At 74.0% G+C, this 17,922-nt stretch carries 14 protein-coding genes and 3 pseudogenes; 9 read left to right on the top strand and 8 right to left on the bottom strand.

All coding sequences use genetic code 11. The features are described 5' to 3' along the window. Window positions 1-91 precede the first annotated feature (91 nt). From AB0D49_RS22930 to AB0D49_RS22915, 4 genes and pseudogenes are all read left to right on the top strand, one after another. Window positions 92-1,447 carry an MFS transporter gene (locus AB0D49_RS22930; RefSeq protein ID WP_362760308.1) on the top strand — a complete coding sequence of 452 codons (1,356 nt, stop codon included), beginning with the start codon at window positions 92-94 and terminating at the stop codon, window positions 1,445-1,447. 167 nt (window positions 1,448-1,614) lie between these two features. Then, window positions 1,615-2,247 (top strand): annotated as a pseudogene (locus AB0D49_RS22925) (helix-turn-helix transcriptional regulator); the annotation flags it as partial. A gap of 356 nt (window positions 2,248-2,603) precedes the next feature. Then, window positions 2,604-3,605, top strand: coding sequence for a pyridoxal-phosphate dependent enzyme (locus AB0D49_RS22920; protein WP_362760306.1), 1,002 nt, complete (start codon window positions 2,604-2,606; stop codon window positions 3,603-3,605). A gap of 559 nt (window positions 3,606-4,164) precedes the next feature. Next, the gene (locus AB0D49_RS22915; RefSeq protein ID WP_362760303.1) at window positions 4,165-4,536 is read left to right on the top strand and encodes a cupin domain-containing protein; all 372 of its coding nucleotides are present in this window, start codon (window positions 4,165-4,167) and stop codon (window positions 4,534-4,536) included. 164 nt (window positions 4,537-4,700) lie between these two features. On the opposite strand, the gene AB0D49_RS22910 is transcribed toward AB0D49_RS22915, so the two are convergent. From AB0D49_RS22910 to AB0D49_RS22895, 4 genes and pseudogenes are all read right to left on the bottom strand, one after another. Then, window positions 4,701-5,675, bottom strand: a complete 975-nt coding sequence (locus tag AB0D49_RS22910) for an NAD(P)-dependent alcohol dehydrogenase (RefSeq protein WP_362760301.1) — start codon at window positions 5,673-5,675, stop codon at window positions 4,701-4,703. Window positions 5,676-5,822: 147 nt separating this feature from the next. After that, a pseudogene (locus tag AB0D49_RS22905) lies at window positions 5,823-6,383 on the bottom strand (VWA domain-containing protein); the annotation flags it as partial. Between the two features lie 16 nt (window positions 6,384-6,399). Next, window positions 6,400-7,710: an FtsX-like permease family protein gene (locus AB0D49_RS22900; RefSeq protein ID WP_362760299.1), complete on the bottom strand. Its 1,311-nt coding sequence runs from the start codon at window positions 7,708-7,710 to the stop codon at window positions 6,400-6,402. 240 nt (window positions 7,711-7,950) lie between these two features. Beyond that, window positions 7,951-8,721: pseudogene (locus tag AB0D49_RS22895) on the bottom strand (ABC transporter ATP-binding protein); the annotation flags it as partial. Between the two features lie 221 nt (window positions 8,722-8,942). Between AB0D49_RS22895 and AB0D49_RS22890 the strand changes: the two are divergent. From AB0D49_RS22890 to AB0D49_RS22880, 3 genes are read left to right on the top strand one after another with little or no spacing between them, the layout of a single operon-like run. After that, window positions 8,943-9,623, top strand: a complete 681-nt coding sequence (locus AB0D49_RS22890) for an ABC transporter permease (protein ID WP_362760296.1) — start codon at window positions 8,943-8,945, stop codon at window positions 9,621-9,623. A 22-nt stretch (window positions 9,624-9,645) separates the two neighbouring features. Then, complete coding sequence (locus tag AB0D49_RS22885; protein ID WP_362760293.1) at window positions 9,646-10,317, top strand: ABC transporter permease subunit; 672 nt, start codon at window positions 9,646-9,648, stop codon at window positions 10,315-10,317. Further along, window positions 10,314-11,258 (top strand): ABC transporter substrate-binding protein, encoded by a 945-nt coding sequence (locus tag AB0D49_RS22880; RefSeq protein WP_362760290.1) that lies wholly within the window; start codon window positions 10,314-10,316, stop codon window positions 11,256-11,258. The genes AB0D49_RS22885 and AB0D49_RS22880 overlap by 4 nt, the downstream gene beginning before the upstream one ends. A 9-nt stretch (window positions 11,259-11,267) precedes the next feature. Here the strand turns inward: AB0D49_RS22880 and AB0D49_RS22875 are convergent, their stop codons facing one another. Genes AB0D49_RS22875 through AB0D49_RS22860 form a run of 4 tightly spaced genes read right to left on the bottom strand, consistent with a single transcriptional unit; the run spans window position 11,268 to window position 15,336 of the window. Then, window positions 11,268-12,422 (bottom strand): betaine/proline/choline family ABC transporter ATP-binding protein, encoded by a 1,155-nt coding sequence (locus AB0D49_RS22875; protein WP_362760287.1) that lies wholly within the window; start codon window positions 12,420-12,422, stop codon window positions 11,268-11,270. 9 nt (window positions 12,423-12,431) lie between these two features. Then, window positions 12,432-13,109: an LUD domain-containing protein gene (locus AB0D49_RS22870; RefSeq protein WP_362760283.1), complete on the bottom strand. Its 678-nt coding sequence runs from the start codon at window positions 13,107-13,109 to the stop codon at window positions 12,432-12,434. Further along, complete coding sequence (locus tag AB0D49_RS22865; protein ID WP_362760280.1) at window positions 13,106-14,584, bottom strand: lactate utilization protein B; 1,479 nt, start codon at window positions 14,582-14,584, stop codon at window positions 13,106-13,108. Before AB0D49_RS22865 ends, AB0D49_RS22870 begins: the two co-directional genes overlap by 4 nt. After that, window positions 14,581-15,336 (bottom strand): (Fe-S)-binding protein, encoded by a 756-nt coding sequence (locus AB0D49_RS22860; RefSeq protein ID WP_362760277.1) that lies wholly within the window; start codon window positions 15,334-15,336, stop codon window positions 14,581-14,583. The genes AB0D49_RS22865 and AB0D49_RS22860 overlap by 4 nt, the downstream gene beginning before the upstream one ends. A gap of 238 nt (window positions 15,337-15,574) precedes the next feature. Here AB0D49_RS22860 and AB0D49_RS22855 point away from each other — a divergent pair, with 238 nt between their 5' ends. Beyond that, window positions 15,575-16,876: an alpha/beta fold hydrolase gene (locus AB0D49_RS22855; RefSeq protein ID WP_362760275.1), complete on the top strand. Its 1,302-nt coding sequence runs from the start codon at window positions 15,575-15,577 to the stop codon at window positions 16,874-16,876. A gap of 85 nt (window positions 16,877-16,961) precedes the next feature. Next, window positions 16,962-17,708 (top strand): PIG-L deacetylase family protein, encoded by a 747-nt coding sequence (locus AB0D49_RS22850; RefSeq protein WP_362760273.1) that lies wholly within the window; start codon window positions 16,962-16,964, stop codon window positions 17,706-17,708. Window positions 17,709-17,922: the final 214 nt, after the last annotated feature.

Genomic DNA, 17,922 nt, shown 5'->3' with positions numbered 1-17,922 from the left:
GCCCCGCCCGCCCTCCGCTCTCATCTCTCATCTCTCATCTCTCCGCTCTCCCGCCCTGCCTCCTCCCGTCCCCTCTCCCCAAGGACCGCACATGGCAACGACGCCTGAGACCGCCCAGGAACCGCCGGTCTCACCCGGGTTGATCCGAGAACGCCGCAGACTGCACATCAAGCTGAAGCTGGCCACCCAGATCGGCCAGGGCATCGACGGCTACATCATCGGCGGCATCGGCATGGCGATGGCCGCGCTCACCGTCGACCTCGAACTGTCCACGCTGATGGAGGGCCTGGTCGGCGCCTCCCCGCTGATCGGCATCTTCATCGGCGGCCCGCTGTTCGGCCGTCTCGCCGACCGCTTCGGCCGCCGACCGGTGTTCCTCGTGGACATGATGATCTTCCTCATCGGGTCGATCGTGCAGTTCTTCGTGACCGACGGCACCCAGCTCTTCCTGATCCGGCTGCTGATGGGCGTGGCCATCGGCGGCGAGTACGCGATCGGCGCGCCGCTGCTGTCCGAGTACGCCCCACGGCAGGGCCGCGGCCGTCTGCTGGCCAGCCTGGAGATCAGCTGGTACCTCGGCTATGCCCTCGCCACCGTGGTCGGCGCCCTGTTCGCCGGGATGGACGGCGGCTGGCGGTGGTCGCTGTCGTCCAGCGCGGTCATCGCCGTGGTGTGTGTGGCGCTGCGCGGCGGCATCCCCGAATCGGCCCGCTGGCTGCTCAGCAAGGGCCGCCGCGCCGAGGCGGAGGAACTGATCCACAAGTACGGCATCGAGGTCGACGTCGACGCCGAGCTGGAGGAGCGCGAACGGGCCCACCGGGAGGGCTTCCGCGCCCTGTTCAGCCGCCGCCATCTGCGCAGCACGGTGTTCGCCAGCGTCTTCTGGGCCGCGCTCGTCCTGCCGTACTTCGCCATCGGCACCTTCTGGACGCAGGTGTTCGAGGCGCTGAACATGGGGGACAACGCGACCGCCGCGCTGCTCGTGTACTCGTTCACCGCCGTCGCCGGTGTCACCGTCGGCTGTCTGGTGGTCGACAAGATCGGCCGCCGCAAGCTGCTGATCCCGCCGTTCTGGATCACCGCGGGCGCGCTGGCGCTGGTCGCGGTCTGGCCCACCTCCACGCCGGTGATCGTCGGCGGGTTCCTGTTCTTCATCTTCCTCAACGCCGCGTCCAGCGCGCTGACCGCCATCTATCCGCTGGAGGTGTTCCCGACCTCGCTGCGCACCACCGGCGTGGGCTTCGCGACCGCCATGAGCCGGGTCGGCGCGGCGATCGGCACGTTCCTGCTGCCGATGGGCCTGGACCGGTACGGGCCCACGTTCGTGCTGCTGGTGGGCGCGGGTGTGCTGGCCATCGGTGGGATCGTGTCCCAGTTCCTGGCGCCGGAGACGACGGACATGGACCTGGCGCGGGCGGCCCGGAAGGTGGAGAAGGCAGAAGTCTGACCGATCTGACCGATCTGATCGACGGGGTCCGGTCCGCCTCCCGGCGGGTGTGATTAGACTGGGAATCCAGAGATTGGATTCCCAGTCCAATTCTGTCTCCGGAGGTGTCGGTGGTGCCGGTGGTGTCGCGGGTGGCGGGGGAGTCGGGGGAACGACGGGAGCGGGATCTGGAAGCGCAGCGGGACGCGATCCTCGCCGCGCTCACCCCGGTGGCGCACGGGATCGCGGCGACCTTCGGGCCGGTGTGCGAAGTGGTGCTGCACGACTACCGGCGGCCGGAGCACTCGGTGGTCGCCGTGGCCGGGTCGGTGACCGGCCGGGCCGTCGGCGGTGCGATGAGCGAGATCGGTCTGCGGGTCCTGGCGCGCGGCGACACCGCCGAGGACGAGCTGAACTACCTGACCCGCACCGGGACCGGCCACCTGGTCAAGTCGTCCACGATGGTGCTGCGCGACGCGACCGGGGCGGTCTTCGGCGCCCTGTGCGTCAATGTCGACGCGGACGCGGTGGACAGGGCGCGGGCCCTGCTGGACGCCCTCGCCGGACCCACCGCCCCGGCGACACCCGCGCCCGAACCGGTCACCACCTTCGGCAACGACATCGACGCGGTGGTCGACGCCCTGGTGGACGCCCACCAGGACACCGCCTGGGCCGCGCTCGACCGCCCCGCCCGGCTCGCCCTTTTCCGCCGCCTGGACGAGCGCGGTGTCTTCGCCGTACGCCACGCCGTCGAGCAGGTCGCGACCCGCCTCGGCATCTCCCGCGCCTCGGCGTACAGCTATCTGTCACGGTCACGGTCGCCGTCCGCGAGAGAGGGCGATACTTCAGCCGCGCCCGACGGGGGAGGCTCGGCCGTGTCCGGCGGGGGAGCTTCCGGATCGCCTGGCGGGGGAGGCTCCGCCGCGCCCGGCGAGGGGGCCTTCGCCGCGTCCAGAGGGGCCGCCTCCGCCGTGTCTGTCGGGGGAGCTTCCGCATCGCCTGGCGGGGGAGGCTTCGCCGCACCCAGCGGGGCAGCCTCCGAATCGCCCAGAGGGGCAGCCTCCGCCGTGCCCAGCGGAGCAGCCCCCGCCGCGTCCGGCGCCGACGCCCCCGCCGGGCCCGCCCCGTCCCGGCGCACGGCCCGTCCCCACCCGCCCGCGCCCCAGGGAGACCGCCCATGACCCCGACCGCCACGCCTCCGCCCCTCGCCCCGCCGCCCGTGACCCCGGACGACATCCGTGCCGCCGCCGTCCGCCTCGCCGGTGTCGCCCATCGCACCCCCGTAGTGCGCTCCCGCACCCTCGACGCCCTGGTCGGTGCCGAGGTGCTGCTGAAGTGCGAGAACTTCCAGCGGGTCGGCGCCTTCAAGTTCCGTGGCGCCTACCACGCCGCCTCCCGCCTCACACCCGCCCGACTGGCCCGCGGGATCGCCGCCTACTCCTCCGGGAACCACGCCCAGGCGGTCGCCCTCGCCGCCCGCGAACTCGGCTCCTCCGCCGTCATCGTGATGCCCGAGGACGCCCCGGCCGCCAAGCGCGCGGCCACCGAGGGCTACGGCGCCGAGATCGTCACCTACGACCGCTACACCGAGGACCGGGTCGCCCTCGGCGAGGCCCTCGCCGCCGAACGCGGTCTCACGCTCATCCCGCCCTACGAACACCCCCATGTGATCGCCGGCCAGGGCACCGCCGCCCTCGAACTCCTGGAGGAAGCGGGCGAACTGGACGCCCTGCTCACCCCCGTCGGGGGCGGCGGACTGATCGCGGGCAGCGCCACCATCGCCAAGGCCCTGCACCCCCGTGTCCGGATGATCGGCGTGGAACCGGAGTCCGGCGACGACACCCACCGCTCACTGGCGGCCGGACGGCGGGTGACCATCCCCGTGCCCCACACCATCGCCGACGGCCAGGCCCTGCCCACCCCCGGAGAGCTGACCTTCTCCGTCAACCGGCGGCTGGTGGACGAGATCGCCCTGGTCGGCGAGGACGAGATCCGCGCGGCCATGCGGTTCGCCTTCGAGCGGCTGAAGATCGTCGTGGAGCCCAGCGGCGCGACCCCGCTGGCCGCCCTGCTCAGCGGACGCACCACCCCCCTCACCGGCCGGATCGGCGTGATCATCTCCGGCGGCAACATCGACACGGACCGCTTCACGGCCCTGTGCGGCACCGGAGCGGTCTGACTCCCCCCGGCGCCCAGGGCTGCCGCACGTTGGCAGCCAGGAACGTGCCCGCGCGGGCAGCCGGGCGCCTCGGGGCCGACGCCTTCCCCGCCGGACCCGCGTCCGCCGTTCGCGGCGGTGGCGCTCCGGCACCCGCGGTCGTCCTTCCGCTCCGTCTGCCGCCCGCGGTGCCGTCCGCCCCGTCATGGAGCCGGTGGCCGCAGGTCCCCGGCCCGGACGACCCGGGCCGTCCGGAGCCGGTGGCCGCAGGTCCCCGGCCCGGACGACCCGGGCCGTCGCAGGTGCGGGCGGCTGCCCGGTGCCCCCTGCCCCGCCCAGCCGGATGCGGGCGGCACCCCGCCCGGCCGCCCTCCTCACCCGGCGATCGGCTCATGGGCGAGCCGCCGCACCGGCTCCCCGATGGCGCGCCCCGCACCGGCGGGCGGAGGATGGGACGCGAGGGGCCCGGCCCCGCCGACGCCGCTCGCGGCGGGCGAGCGGGAGACGGAGACCGGCCCCGGTCACCGGGATGTGCGGCCGGAACGCCCGCACCGCCCCGTGGCCGGAAAGGAGGAGCGTCATGTTCGAGACCAAGACGCTCGACAAACCGGACGAGCGACGGGACTTCCCGCGCGGCCACCTCGAAACCGTGCACCTCACCGGACTGGACTTCGCCGTCGCCACCTTCGAGCCCGGCTGGCGCTGGTCGGAGTCCCTGGCCTCGCTCGCCGGGACCGACACCTGCCAGATCCACCACAACGGCTATGTCGTCCAGGGCCGGATGCGGGTCCTGATGGACGACGGCGCCGAGGGCGAGGTCGGCCCCGGCGATGTCTTCGTGCTCTCCCCGGGCCATGACGCCTGGGTGATCGGTGACGAACAGGTCGTGGTCTACGACTTCGCCGGGTCCATGGCGAACGAGTACGCCAGGGCCGGTGAGGGCCAGTCGTAACGACCGGTCGCCACGGGCCGGTCCTGACGGGCCGGTCGCCAGGAGACGGGGCGCGGGGTGACCTGTGCCGGGGCGTCCGCGCGCATACCGATGCCGTCCCGCGCCCCGGCGCCCCCGCCCCCGCTCTCCCGTGCCCCCCGGTCCCCCATACCCCCCTCACCCGGTCACACCGTCACCACGATCTTCGCTCGCGTGTGCTCCACCTCCATGTGCCGGATCGCCCGCGCCGCCTCCCCGAGGGGATACGTCCGCTCCACCACCGGTGTGACCTTCCCGGCGTCGATCAGATCCCGCAGCGCCGTGAGGTTCTCCTTGGCGGGCTTCGCCGGAAGCTCCCGCAGTCGCTCGCGGACGAACGGTCCCAGCAGCCGTCTGCGGAAGAACAGCGGCATCGGACCGAGCAGACTCCCGCCCTCGTAGAAACCGCCGCCGGACAGCACCAGCGTGCCGCCCGGTGCCAGCGCGCGCCGCAGGGCGGTCAGGGAACGGTTGCCCACCAGGTCGAGCACCACGTCATGGCGGTGCCCGGAGCGGGTGAAGTCCTCGCGGGTGTAGTCGACGACCTCGCCGGCGCCCAGGGAGCGGACCAGATCCGCGTTCCGCGCGCTGCACACGCCGGTGACCTCCGCGCCGTACGCCCTGGCTATCTGGACGGCGAACGTGCCGACCCCGCCGGACGCCCCGTTGATCAGCACCGAGTCGCCCGCCCGGACCGCGGCCACATCGCGCAGCCCGGTCAGCGCGGTGTTCGCGGCGAGCGGTACCGCGGCGGCCTGCTCGAAGGTGAGCCGCGCCGGTTTGCGGTCCACCGCGCCGTCCGCCACGCACACGAACTCCGCGAACGCCCCGTCCGCCTCGCCGTACACCTCGTCGCCCGGCGCGAGCCCCGTCACTCCGGCGCCGGCCGTCTCCACCACCCCGGCGAAGTCCCGGCCGCGGATCGCCGCCCGGGGTCCGCGCAGGCCGAACGCCAGCCGGGCGATCTTCGGATCGCCGCGCAGATAGTGCCAGTCGTAGGCGTTGACCGATGCCGCGCGCACCCGGACCAGCACCTCGCCCGGCGCGGGCACGGGCCGCTCGACCTCGCGCAGCGCCAGCGTGTCCCATCCGCCGTACCCGTCCTGCACCACTGCCTTCATCCGGCCCCCCTCGGTCCGCACGAGATGTCTCACCCCATGCCTGGAAGCCTAGACACGCCGGACCCGCCCGACATCAGGGCGGAACCCTGAATCCACCCCGGTACGCCCCCCTTACGGAGCCCGGAGGACTTCCTCCGGTCCGGGCCCTCACACCGGCAGCAGGCGTTCGATCACCGCTCCCAACTGCCGTGCCGTGCGGCACTCGTGCATCTCCACCACGGACGCGTACGCGGGCGCCGCCGAGTCGCCGGTGCCCCACAGCTCCCGTGGCTCCGGGTTGAGCCAGTACACGCGGCGGGCCCGGCGGGACAGCGCGCGCAGCGCCGCCGGGTTGGGGTCGGCGCGGTTGGTGCGGGCGTCGCCGAGCACGAACACCGTGGTGCGCGGACCCACCGCCGTCCGCGCGTACCGCTCGGCGAACTCGCCCAGCGACCCCCCGTAGTCGCTGCCGCCGTGCCAGCCCGTAAGGGTCGCCTCCGCGTGGATCCGGGCGCCCAGCCCCTCAGGGTCGGCGGTGCCGTGCGCGAGCAGCCCGGTCACCTCGTCGATCCGGTTGACGAAGGCGAACACCCGGACCTTGCCGAACTGGTCGTGCAGCGCCCGCACCAGCAGCATCGTGAAGTCCGGGAACCCGGCCACCGAGCCCGGCATGTCGCACAGCAGCACCAGTTCGGGCCGGACCGGGCGCCGTCCGCGCGGCACCGGCCGGCGCCCCCGTACCCGCTCACACCGCCGCCGTCACCGCCCGTACCGGCGGAGTCCGCAGCACCCGGCGCGCGGTCAGCAGGGACGTCCCCACGGTCACCGCCGCCGCGCCCGCCGCCACCGCCGGCCAGACGCCCCCGAACTGCGCCGGCAGCACCGCGTCCGAGCGGACCACGGTGAACGGCACCACCCCGGCCAGCGCCGCCGCCGTACCGCAGCACAGCCCGGTCGCCGTCAGGACCAGCGACTCCACGCCGACCGCCGCCAGCACCTGCCCCGGGGTCGCCCCCGCCAGCCGCAGCCGGCCGAACTCCCGCGCCCGGTACACCGTCGCCGCGTACAGCGAGTTGACCAGCATCACGCAGACGAACACCGCGACGATCCCGACGACGGTGAGGTTCAGGGTCTCCAGATTCTTCGCGTCGACCGGCTTGACCAGGCCCGACGCCGTCACCTCGGCGCTCTCCACGGCCTGGAGGGTGAGCGTGGCCGCCGACACGGCCGTGCACAGGATCAGCGCGGTCAGCGTCCCGGCGAGCTGGTCCGCCCGCTGCCGCAGGGTGCGCACGGCCAGCCAGCCGCCCGCCCCGGACGGGTCGAGACGGGCCAGCACCCGGCGCAGCAGCCGGGGCGCCAGCAGCGCGGACCCCACCGAGAGCAGGATCGCCCCGTAGGCGGCCGGTGCCATCAGCGCCGCGTCCGTCGCGTCCAGCGCGAACGTACCGGCCGCCGACAGCGCGCCCAGAAGCAGCGCCCCGTACGCCAGGACCGTACGGGTCCGGCCGCGCGGCGGGGTCCTGCGGGTGGCCCGGCGCACCGCGAGGAACGCCGCGCCCACCGATGCCAGCAGGGTGATCGAGAACCCCGAAGCCAGGGCGATCGGCCCGAACGCGGGCTCGACCGACCCGGCGACCTGCCCGCTGTCCCGGAACACCGCGAGCAGCGCCCGGCCGCCCAGCATCCCCGGTACGACCGCCAGCGCCGCGCCCGCCAGCGCCACGGCCACCGCCTCACCGACCACCATCCGCCGCAACTGCGCCGGGGTCGCCCCCGAACAGCGCAGCAGCTCCAGCTCCGCCGTCCGCTGCCGGACGTTCACGGTGAGGGTGGAGGCGACGGCGAAGAACACCAGCAGCGAGCCGTACCCGCCGACCACGCCCGCCGTCGTCGTCAGGGTCTGCGAACTGACCGGGTCCACGCCCGGCCCGGCCGCCGTGTCGTGCAGCGACTGGAACGTCATGACCACCGCCGCGCCCAGGAACGCGGCCAGCAGCGTCGCGAGAAACCGTCCGGGCCGCTGCCCGATCGACCGGAGCGCCAGCACCAGCACCGCTCACACCCCCGCTCGCACGCCGCCGCCGGACACCGCGCCGCCGCCTGCCCCGCCGGGCGCCCCACCTCCGCCGCCGGGCGCCGCACCCCCGCCCCCGCTGTCGGGCGCAGCGCCGCCGCCGGGCGCCCCACCGCCGGACACCGTCCCGCCGGGAGCCGCGCCCCCGCCCGCCCCGCCGGGCGCCGCCCCGCCGCCCCCACCGCCGGACACCCCACCGCCAGACCCCGCACCACCCCACACCTCGTCGCCCAGCCGTGCCAGCCGTGTCGCGACCCGGTCCGGTGTCGGTGCGTCCAGCGCGCCCGCCAGCCGTCCGTCCGCGAGGAACAGCACCCGGTCCGCGTACGAGGCGGCCACCGGGTCGTGGGTCACCATCACCACCGTCCGCCCATGCCGTCGTACCGCCTCGCGCAGCAGGTCCAGCACCTCGCGGGCGCTGCGCAGGTCCAGGGCGCCGGTCGGCTCGTCCGCGAAGAGCAGCCGGGGCTCGGTCACCAGCGCCCGCGCGATGGCCACCCGCTGCCGCTGCCCGCCGGACAACTGCGCCGGACGGGCGCCGAGCCGGGCGCCGAGCCCCACCGCCGCGAGCACCTCACGCACCCGGCGCCGGTCCACCCGCCGTCCGGCCAGCTTCAGCGGCAGCACCGTGTTCTGCGCGACGGTCAGCGTGTCCAGCAGGTTGTACCGCTGGAACACGAACCCGATCCGGGCCCGCCGGAACCGGGTCAGCTCCGCCTCGCCGCCGCCCGTCATCACCGCCCCGTCCACCGTCACGATCCCGCTGTCCGGCCGTTCCAGCCCCGCCGCGCACTGGAGCAGTGTCGACTTGCCCGACCCGGACGGTCCCATCACCGCCGTGAACGTGGACCGGGCCAGACTCAGCGTCACCTCGTCCAGCGCCCGCACCGCGCCCTCGCCCGCCCCGTAGACCTTGGACACCTTCACCAGCCGCAGCGCCTCGTCGGCGGGACCGCCGTCGCGCGCTCCCCGCGCCCCGGTGCGGAACATCGTCATCACCCTCCGTGCGGCACCCCCTGTGCCTCACCGACGACGCTACGGAGCACCCCGCCGCGCCACACGGGGCGCAGAACCCGGATCGGGGGGTGTACCCAGCGACACCCCAGCGACACCCCAGCGGCACCCCCGCGACCCCTGCGGCGCCCGCCGCGCTCCCCCCGAACGGGCGACCCCAGCGCGCCCCGCCCGGCCCCCGCCGCTGCAATGGACCCATGGCCGCGCCCCCGGACGACTGTCTCGCGCGCAACGACTGGATCTGCGGGGAGTATCTGAGCACCCGCCGTCAGATCGTCGTGGACGCGGTGCTCCAGCATCTCCAGCTGACGTCCCTGGCCGTGCTCATCGCGCTCGCCGTGGCGCTGCCGCTCGCCGTGCTGGCCCGCCGCTGGGGCTGGGCCGCGCCCCCCGTCCTCGGCGCGACGACGATCCTCTACACCATCCCCTCGCTCGCCATGTTCTCCCTGCTCCTGCCCCTGTACGGGCTGTCCGCGACCCTGGTGGTGGCGGGGCTGGTGCTGTACTCGCTGACCCTGCTGGTCCGTAACATCCTCGCCGGACTGCGGGCCGTCCCCGAGGAGACCCGGCTGGCCGCCCGCGGCATGGGCTACGGCCCCGTCCGGCTGCTGCTCACCGTCGAACTCCCGCTCGCCCTGCCCGCGGCGATGGCCGGACTGCGGATCGCCACCGTCTCCGCCATCTCCCTGGTCACGGTCGGCGCGATCGTCGGCTACGGCGGTCTCGGCAATCTCATCTACGCCGGGATGAACACCTTCTTCAAGGCGCAGGTGCTCACCGCGTCCGTGCTCTGCGTGGTCATCGCCGTCCTCGCCGATCTGCTGCTGCTCGGAGTGCAGCGGCTGCTCACCCCCTGGACCCGGACGGCCCACGCGTGACCGCCCCGGAGGTGCGCCGACGATGAACACCCTCACCGACGCCTGGCACTGGCTCACCGACCCCGCCAACTGGTCCGGCGCCGACGGCATCGGCCAGCGCCTCCTTCAGCACCTCGTGCTCACCGTCGTCTGTCTCGTCCTCAGCTGTCTGATCGCGCTGCCCGTCGCCCTGGTCCTCGGCCACCTCGGCAAGGGCGGCGCGCTCGCCGTCAACCTCTCCAACGTCGGCCGCGCGGTCCCCACCTTCGCCGTGCTGGTCCTGCTGCTGCTCACCCCGGTCGGCAACTGGGGCGAGGGCCCCACCGTCGTCGCCCTGGTCCTGTTCGCCGTGCCCCCGCTGCTCACCAACGCCTATGTCGGGATGCGCGAGGTCGACCGGGCCACCGTACGGGCCGCGCGCGGCATGGGCATGACGGGCCGACAGGTCCTGGTCCAGGTGGAACTCCCCCTGGCGTCCCCGATGATCCTCAACGGGGTCCGGATCGCCGCCGTCCAGCTCGTCGCCACCGCCACCATCGCCGCCCTCGCGGGCGGGGGAGGGCTCGGCCGGATCATCACCGCCGGATTCCATCTCGCCAGCACCCCGATGGTGGTGGCCGGAGCGGTCCTGGTCGCCGTGTTCGCCCTGCTCGTGGAGGGCGTCTTCGAGATCGCCGAACGCCTGGCCCCGACCTGGACGAGGGACACCCGATGAGCCCCCGTACGGCCCTCCCGGCCGCCCTGCTGCTCGCCCTGGCCGCCGCCTGCTCCACCGGCCCCTCCCTGGAGGACCGGGGCGAGGTCACCGCGCCCCCCGGCGACCGCCACGACCTGACCGTCGGCTCGGCCGGTTTCACCGAGAGCGACCTCCTCGCCCAGATGTACGCCCTGCTGCTGGACCAGGCCGGATACCGGACGTCGTTCCTCACCGTCGCCAACCGCGAACTGTACGAACCCGCCCTGGAGTCCGGACAGATCGACGTCGTCCCCGAGTACGCCGCCACCTTCGCCGACTGGCTCAACGCCAAGACCCACGGCCCCGACGCGCCCCCGGTCGGCTCACCGGACCTCGCCACCACCATGGAGGCCCTGCGCGCCCTCGCCGCGCCGCGCGGCCTCACCGTCCTCGACCCGGGCCGGGCCGTCGACCAGAACGCCTTCGCCGTCACCGCCGCCTACGCCCGCGAACACCACCTCAAGACCCTCAGCGACCTCGGCGCCTCCGGACTGAAGGTACGGCTAGCGGCGGGCGACGAATGCGTGCAGCGGCCGTACTGCGCCCCCGGACTGAAGAAGGTGTACGGCATCGACATCACCGCCGTCGACCCCAAGGGCGTCGGCACCACCCAGGCCAAGAAGGCGGTGCAGAGCGGGCAGGACCAGATGGTGCTGACCACCACCACCGACGCCACCCTCGACCAGTTCGGACTGGTGCTGCTCACCGACGACAAGCACCTCCAGAACGCCGATTACGTCGTCCCGGTCGTCAACCGCGCCCGCGCGGGCGGCCCCGGCGTCACCAAGGCCCTCGGCAAGCTCAACGACGTCCTCACCACCGCCGACCTGGCCTCGATGAACGAGCAGGTGGACAGCTGGCGCCGGCTCCCCGAGGACGTGGCCCGCACCTATCTCAAGGACAAGGGCCTGCTCGGCTAGCGCACCGGCTCAGGCGTCCGACACCGAGTCGAAGTCCACCTGCCCGCGCGCCACGCCCTGCGCGTCCGCGTCCACCGAGCGGCGCAGCGCCTCATGCAGCTTCGCGGGCGTCAGCACCCCGAGGAAACGGGAGCCGTCCAGCACCGCCACCCACCCGGCGTCGTGCTGGAGCATCACCCCGAACGCCTGCTTCAGCGGCGCGCCCACCGGGACCCAGGCGTTCATCCGGTGCGCGAGCGTCGACACGGCGTCCGCGGTGTCCAGCTCCTCCAGACCCACCCAGCCGTGCAGATCGCCGTCCGCGTCCAGCACCACCGCCCAGCGCGCCCGCTGCGCCCGCATCCGGGCCGCCGCCCGCTGCCCGGTCTCGTCCATCCGCACCACCGGCGGCTGCTCCAGATCCCCCCGCTCGATCGCGGTCACCGACAGCCGCTTCAGCCCCCGGTCCGCGCCCACGAACCCGGCGACATACGCCGACGCGGGCGTGCCCAGCACCGCGCCCGGAGTGTCGTACTGCTCGATCCGGCCCTGGCCGTACACCGCGATCCGGTCGCCGAGCCGGACCGCCTCCTCGATGTCATGGGTGACCAGCAGCACCGTCTTGCGCACGGTGGCCTGCATCCGCAGGAACTCGTCCTGGAGCTGCTCGCGCACCACCGGGTCGACCGCGCCGAACGGCTCGTCCATCAGCAGCACCGGCGGATCGGCGGCCAGCGCCCGCGCCACCCCGACCCGCTGGCGCTGACCGCCCGACAGCTGATGCGGATAGCGCGGCCCGTACGTCTTCGGGTCGAGGCCGACCAGGTCCAGCAGCTCCGCCGCCCGCTCGCGGGCCCTGCCCCGCTTCCAGCCGAGCAGCGCGGGCACGGTCGCCGTGTTGTCGAGGACCGTGCGGTGCGGGAACAGCCCGACCTGCTGGATCACATATCCGATGCGGCGGCGCAGCGTGACCGGGTCGGCGCGCATGATGTCCTCGCCGTCCAGCAGGATGCGGCCCGAGGTCGGCTCGATCAGCCGGTTGACCATCATCATCGTGGTGGTCTTGCCGCAGCCGGACGGGCCGACCAGGGTCACCAGTTCCCCCTCGGCCACCTCGAAGCTCAGTCCGTCGACAGCCGTCGTCCCGTCCGGGTACCGCTTGGTGACCTGCTCGAACCGGATCATCCCCTCACGCTAGCCGGGCCGCCCCGGGGCCGCTCCCCGGCCGCCACCGGTCACCAGCACCACCTCCAGCGTGCGCGGACCATGTACGCCCTCCACCCGGTCCAGCTCGATGTCGCTGGTGGCCGAAGGACCGGAGATCCAGGTCAGCGGACGGGCCGGGTCCAGCCGCTCGAGCGCCCGCGGCACGGACGACACCACCTGGTCGGGGACCCGTACGACACAGATGTGGTGGTCGGGGATCAGGGTGATCCGCCGCCGCCCCTGGTCCGGGCTCCCGTCCAGCACCAGCGTCCCCGTCTCGGCGACCGCCACCGCGCAGCCCGTGACCACACTGTCCACCCGGTCCAGTTCGGCGGGGGTGCTCGCGGCCCGGTCGGGGACCTGGACGGCGTCCACCGCGCTCAGCCACCCGGGCGGCAGCCCCGGCGGCACCAGCACCGTGCCCGCGCCCCGCGCGGCGAGCAGCCGCATGAGCGTCAGGGGCAGCTCCGCGTCCGCGCAGCGGTGCACGACGGCCCGGTAGTCCGCCAGCTGCTCCGCGAGCAGCTCCACCCGCCGCCCGTCGGTCAGCTCCCCGTGCTCCCGCAGATAGTCCCGCCCGACCACCGTCTCGTACGGCCGCTCGTCCCGTGGTACGCCGTCCAGCGCCCGGCGCACCCGGCCCAGGATCCGTTCCCTGCCGCTCACTTCGCGCCGCCCTCCGGTCCGTTCGTCCGCCGCCACCAGTCCCGGAACGGCTCCGGCGGCACCTCGGGGAGATCCCGGGCGGCGCTCCACGCCCGTCCCGGGCCGGGCAGGGAACGGGGGTGGAAGCGCCGGGTGCGGGCGGCCAGCCGCTGGCCGGTGCCGAGCGCGCCGGGCCGGGTCAGCGCCCAGCGCGCGGCCCGCATCGCCGCCCGCTCGGCGGCGTGGCCCTTCGCGGGGCGCAGCACCACCTTGTTGCCGCCACGGACCGCCGGACCGCCCTGCGCGACCCGCTCCCGCAGATGCACCAGCACCTCGGGGATGTCGATGGCGACCGGGCACACCTCGTAGCAGGCCCCGCACAGCGAGGAGGCGTACGGCAGCGAGGCGTCGATCGCACTGCCCGTGCCGCGCAACTGAGGGCTGAGGATCGCGCCGATCGGGCCGGGGTACACCGACCCGTAGGCGTGGCCGCCCGCCCGCTCGTACACCGGGCACACGTTGAGACAGGCCGAGCAGCGGATGCAGCGCAGGGCCTGGCGGCCGATGTCGTCGGCGAGGGTGTCGGTACGGCCGTTGTCCAGCAGCACCAGATGGAACACGGACGGCCCGTCACCGCCGGTCGTCCCGGTCCAGGTGCTGGTGTAGGGGTTCATCCGCTCGGCGGTGGAGGAGCGCGGCAGCGTCTGGAGGAAGACCTCCAGGTCCCGCCAGGTGGGCACGACCTTCTCGATGCCGACCACCGAGATCAGCGTCTCGGGCAGGGTCAGACACATCCGGCCGTTGCCCTCGGACTCCACGACCACCATCGTGCCGGTGTCGGCGACCATGAAGTTGGCGCCGGAGATCCCGACCCGGGCGCGCAGGAACTTCTCCCGCAGATGCAGCCGCGCCGCCTCGGCCAGTTCGGCGGGGGAGTCGGTGAGGCCCTCGGGCGCGGGGCGCCCCCAGGCGCCCATCTCCCGGGCGAAGATGTCCCGGATCTCCCCCCGGTTGCGGTGGATCGCCGGGACCAGGATGTGTGAGGGCCGGTCCTTGCCGAGCTGCACGATCAGCTCCGCGAGATCGGTCTCGTAGGCGCGGATCCCGGCCGCCTCCAGGGCCTCGTTCAGAGCGATCTCCTGGGTGGCCATCGACTTGACCTTCACGACCTCGCGCTCACCGGTCGCCCGGACCAGGTCCGTGACGATCCGGTTGGCCTCGGCGGCGTCGGCCGCCCAGTGGACCGTGCCCCCGGCCGCCGTGACCGACTCCTCCAGCCGCAGCAGATAGCGGTCGAGATGGCGCAGGGTGTGGTCCTTGATCCGGCGGCCCGCCTCCCGCAGCTCCGCCCAGTCGGACACCTCGGCCACCGCCGCCGCCCGCTTGGCGCGGATGGTGTGGGTGGCGTGCCGCAGATTGCCCCGCAGCGTCGCGTCCCGCACGGCCTCCCGCGCGGCCTCGGGGAACGCGGGCATCCCCAGGAACGTGCCGCTCATCCGCCGGTCTCCGTCTCCGTGCCCGCCAGGATCTCCGCGAGGTGCACCGGCCGCAGCGGTGTCCCCAGCCGGGTCATGGTGCCGCCCAGGTGCAGCAGACAGGAGTTGTCGGCGGCGCACAGCACCTCGGCGCCGGTCGACTCGGCGCTGCGGACCTTGTCGGTGCCCATCGCCGCCGACACGTCCGGGTTCTTCAGCGCGAACGTCCCGCCGAAGCCGCAGCACTCCTCGGCGCCCGGCAGTTCCACCAGCTCCAGCCCCCTGACCGCGCGCAGCAGCCGCAGCGGACGGTCCCCGAGCCCGAGCGACCGCAGCCCGTGACAGGTCGGGTGATAGGTCACCCGGTGCGGGTAGTACGCGCCGACATCCGTCACCCCCAGCACATCCACCAGGAACTCGGTCAGCTCGTACGTCTTCGGCACGACCGGTCCCAGCAGCGTCGCGAGCCCGCCGCCCCGGCCCTCCGCGCGGGCCCGCTCACCCATCCTCGGATACAGCTCCCTGACCATCGCCGCGCACGACCCCGACGGCGTCACGATCGCCTCGTACGCGCCGAAGACATCGGAGAAATGCCGGGCGAGCGGCTCGGCCTCATGCCGGTAGCCGGTGTTGTAGTGGGCCTGTCCGCAACAGGTCTGCGCCATCGGGAAATCGACCTCGACACCCAGCCTGGTCAGCAGTTTCACCACCGCTCTGCCGGTGTCCGGATACAGCGTGTCGTTGACACAGGTCAGGAACAGGGCGACACGCATCGCGGCTCCTCGTCGTCCATGGACCATGGCTCATCGGATGTGTCCGGGGGCCACGGTACGCGGGATCACGCCGAACGGGGACCCGCCGGGGCGTCCGACACCCGCCCCCCGCCCCACCGCCGGAGGCAGCCCCACTGACCGGCCGTTCAGCATGTCCCCCCGTCCCGCCCGCCCCTACCGCGCCCCGGTGTGCTCCACTGGGACGCGGTCATCGTTCACGTCCGCACCGGGAGACCCGTTGAGTGTCAGCTACCGCCAGCCAGGCGTCGTCCTCACCGACCACCGCTTCACCGTCCCGCTCGACCACGACGCCCCCGACGGCGAGACCCTCGACGTCTACGCGCGGGAGGTCGTCGCCGGGGACAAGGCGGGCCAGGACCTGCCCTGGCTGGTCTATCTCCAGGGCGGCCCCGGCTTCGGGGCGAACCGTTTCATCGGGAAGCAGGCATGGCTGGAGCGGGCCCTGAAGGAGTACCGCGTGCTCCTCCTGGACCAGCGCGGCACCGGCCACTCCACCCCCGTCAACCGCCAGACCCTGCCGCTGCGCGGCGGCCCCGCCGCACAGGCCGACTACCTCACCCGCTTCCGCGCCGACTCGATCGTCCGGGACTGCGAGCTGATCCGCCGCGAGCTGACCGGCGGCGCGCCCTGGACCGTGCTCGGCCAGAGCTTCGGCGGCTTCTGCGCGGTGCACTACCTCTCCACCGCCCCCGAGGGCCTGAGCACCGCCGTCATCACCGGCGGTCTGCCCTCGCTCGACGCCCACGCCGACGACGCCTACCGCGCGGCCTACCCGCGCGTCGAACGCAAGGTCGCCGCCCACTACGCCCGCTACCCGCAGGACGTCGAACGCGCCCGCCGGATCGCCGACCACCTCCTCGCCCATGACGTCGTCCTGCCGAACGGCTACCGGCTCACCGTCGAGGCGTTCCAGTCCCTCGGCATCCTCCTAGGCGGCAGTGACGGCAGCCACCGCCTGCACTACCTGCTGGAGCACGCCTTCGTCCGCACCCCGCAGGGCAGCGTCCTGTCCGACGCCTTCCAGGAGGACGTCCAGGCCCTCCTCTCCTACGCCGGGCACCCGCTGTACGCCCTGGTCCACGAGGCTTCCTACGGCCAGGACACCCGGCCCACCGACTGGTCCGCGGAGCGGGTGCGCGCCGAGTTCCCCCAGTTCGACGCGGCCAAGACGCTCACCGGCGACGGACCGCTGCTGTTCACCGGCGAGTCCGTGCACCCCTGGACGTTCGACTGCGACCCCGCGCTGCGCCCGCTGCGCGAGACCGCCGACCTGCTCGCCGCCCGCACCGACTGGCGCCCCCTGTACGACCCCGAGCGGCTCGCCGCCAACGAGGTCCCGGTCGCCGCGGCCGTCTACCACGACGACATGTACGTCGACACCGGCCACTCCCTCACCACCGCCCGCGCGGTGCGCGGTCTGCGGACCTGGGTCACCGACGAGTTCGAGCACGACGGCGTCCGCGCGGGCGGCCCGCGCGTCCTGGACCGGCTGCTGGCACTGGCCCGCGACGAGGCGTGAGCGCCCACGACGAGGCGTGAACTCGCCCTGACGAGGCCCGGAAACACGCGCGCCCCGGTCCCGGACCGCGGGCTAGTCTGCCCGCATGAGCGAGCCGACGATCACTCCACTCGACCCGATGCCCGAGGACTGGCAGCGCGCCCTCGCGGTGGTCGCGCACCCGGACGACCTGGAGTACGGGTGCGCGGCGGCCGTCGCCCGCTGGACCGACGGCGGCCGTGAGGTCGCGTACGTCCTGGCGACCCGGGGCGAGGCCGGGATCGACACCCTGGAGCCCGCGAAGGCGGCCCCGCTGCGCGAACGCGAACAGCGGGCCAGCGCCGCCGAGGTCGGAGTGGCCAGCGTGGAGTTCCTCGACCACCGCGACGGTGTCGTCGAGTACGGCACCGCGCTGCGCCGGGACATCGCCGCCGCGATCCGCCGCCACCGCCCCGAACTGCTCCTCACCCTCAACCACCGCGACACCTGGGGCGGTGTCCACTGGAACACCCCCGACCATGTGGCCGTCGGCCGGGCCACCCTGGACGCGGCGGCCGACGCGGGCAACCGCTGGATCTTCCCGGAGCTGATCGCGGAGCAGGGCCTCGAACCCTGGGACGGCGTCCGCTGGGTCGCCGTCGCCGGATCGACGTCCCCCACGCACGCCGTGGACGCCACCGAGGGGCTGGACCGGGCGGTCCGCTCGCTGCTCGCCCACCGCACCTACATCGAGGCGCTCACCGACACCGACCCGGAGACGTACGCGCGCGACCTGCTCACCGGTTTCGCCGAGGAGGCCGGCACCCGCTTCGGCGGCCGTCCGGCGGTGGCCTTCGAACTGTTCACCCGCTGACCCCCGGCGCGCCCCCCGCGCGGAAAACCGGTGACGACTGCTGCGGCGCCGGGCAGCGGGTCGCGCGGACCGTGTGCGGCGGTGTCGACCGGCGTACCGGCCCGCTGGTGCACCGCCGCCGGATGTTCGCGGTGTTCCCCGTGGTCCGCCGGCTGCATGAACTGCTCCGGTATCCCACCGAGGCGCTCACCCGCCCGGGTCCGGACCGAGCGTC

The organism is Streptomyces sp. NPDC048290, from assembly GCF_040652095.1.
In the GTDB taxonomy this organism is placed as follows: Bacteria; Actinomycetota; Actinomycetes; order Streptomycetales; family Streptomycetaceae; genus Streptomyces.
Note: the sequence above shows the minus strand (reverse complement) of the source record. Positions and strands in the feature narration are given on the sequence as shown.

Excerpts from the sequence above, each read along its gene's own strand:
- AB0D49_RS22910 (WP_362760301.1), bottom strand. The coding sequence starts at position 5,675 with ATGAAGGCAGTGGTGCAGGACGGGTACGGCGGATGGGACACGCTGGCG.
- AB0D49_RS22920 (WP_362760306.1), top strand. The coding sequence starts at position 2,604 with ATGACCCCGACCGCCACGCCTCCGCCCCTCGCCCCGCCGCCCGTGACC.
- AB0D49_RS22850 (WP_362760273.1), top strand. The coding sequence starts at position 16,962 with ATGAGCGAGCCGACGATCACTCCACTCGACCCGATGCCCGAGGACTGG.
- AB0D49_RS22885 (WP_362760293.1), top strand. The coding sequence starts at position 9,646 with ATGAACACCCTCACCGACGCCTGGCACTGGCTCACCGACCCCGCCAAC.
- AB0D49_RS22880 (WP_362760290.1), top strand. The coding sequence starts at position 10,314 with ATGAGCCCCCGTACGGCCCTCCCGGCCGCCCTGCTGCTCGCCCTGGCC.
- AB0D49_RS22865 (WP_362760280.1), bottom strand. The coding sequence starts at position 14,584 with ATGAGCGGCACGTTCCTGGGGATGCCCGCGTTCCCCGAGGCCGCGCGG.
- AB0D49_RS22930 (WP_362760308.1), top strand. The coding sequence starts at position 92 with ATGGCAACGACGCCTGAGACCGCCCAGGAACCGCCGGTCTCACCCGGG.
- AB0D49_RS22915 (WP_362760303.1), top strand. The coding sequence starts at position 4,165 with ATGTTCGAGACCAAGACGCTCGACAAACCGGACGAGCGACGGGACTTC.
- AB0D49_RS22875 (WP_362760287.1), bottom strand. The coding sequence starts at position 12,422 with ATGATCCGGTTCGAGCAGGTCACCAAGCGGTACCCGGACGGGACGACG.
- AB0D49_RS22890 (WP_362760296.1), top strand. The coding sequence starts at position 8,943 with ATGGCCGCGCCCCCGGACGACTGTCTCGCGCGCAACGACTGGATCTGC.
- AB0D49_RS22860 (WP_362760277.1), bottom strand. The coding sequence starts at position 15,336 with ATGCGTGTCGCCCTGTTCCTGACCTGTGTCAACGACACGCTGTATCCG.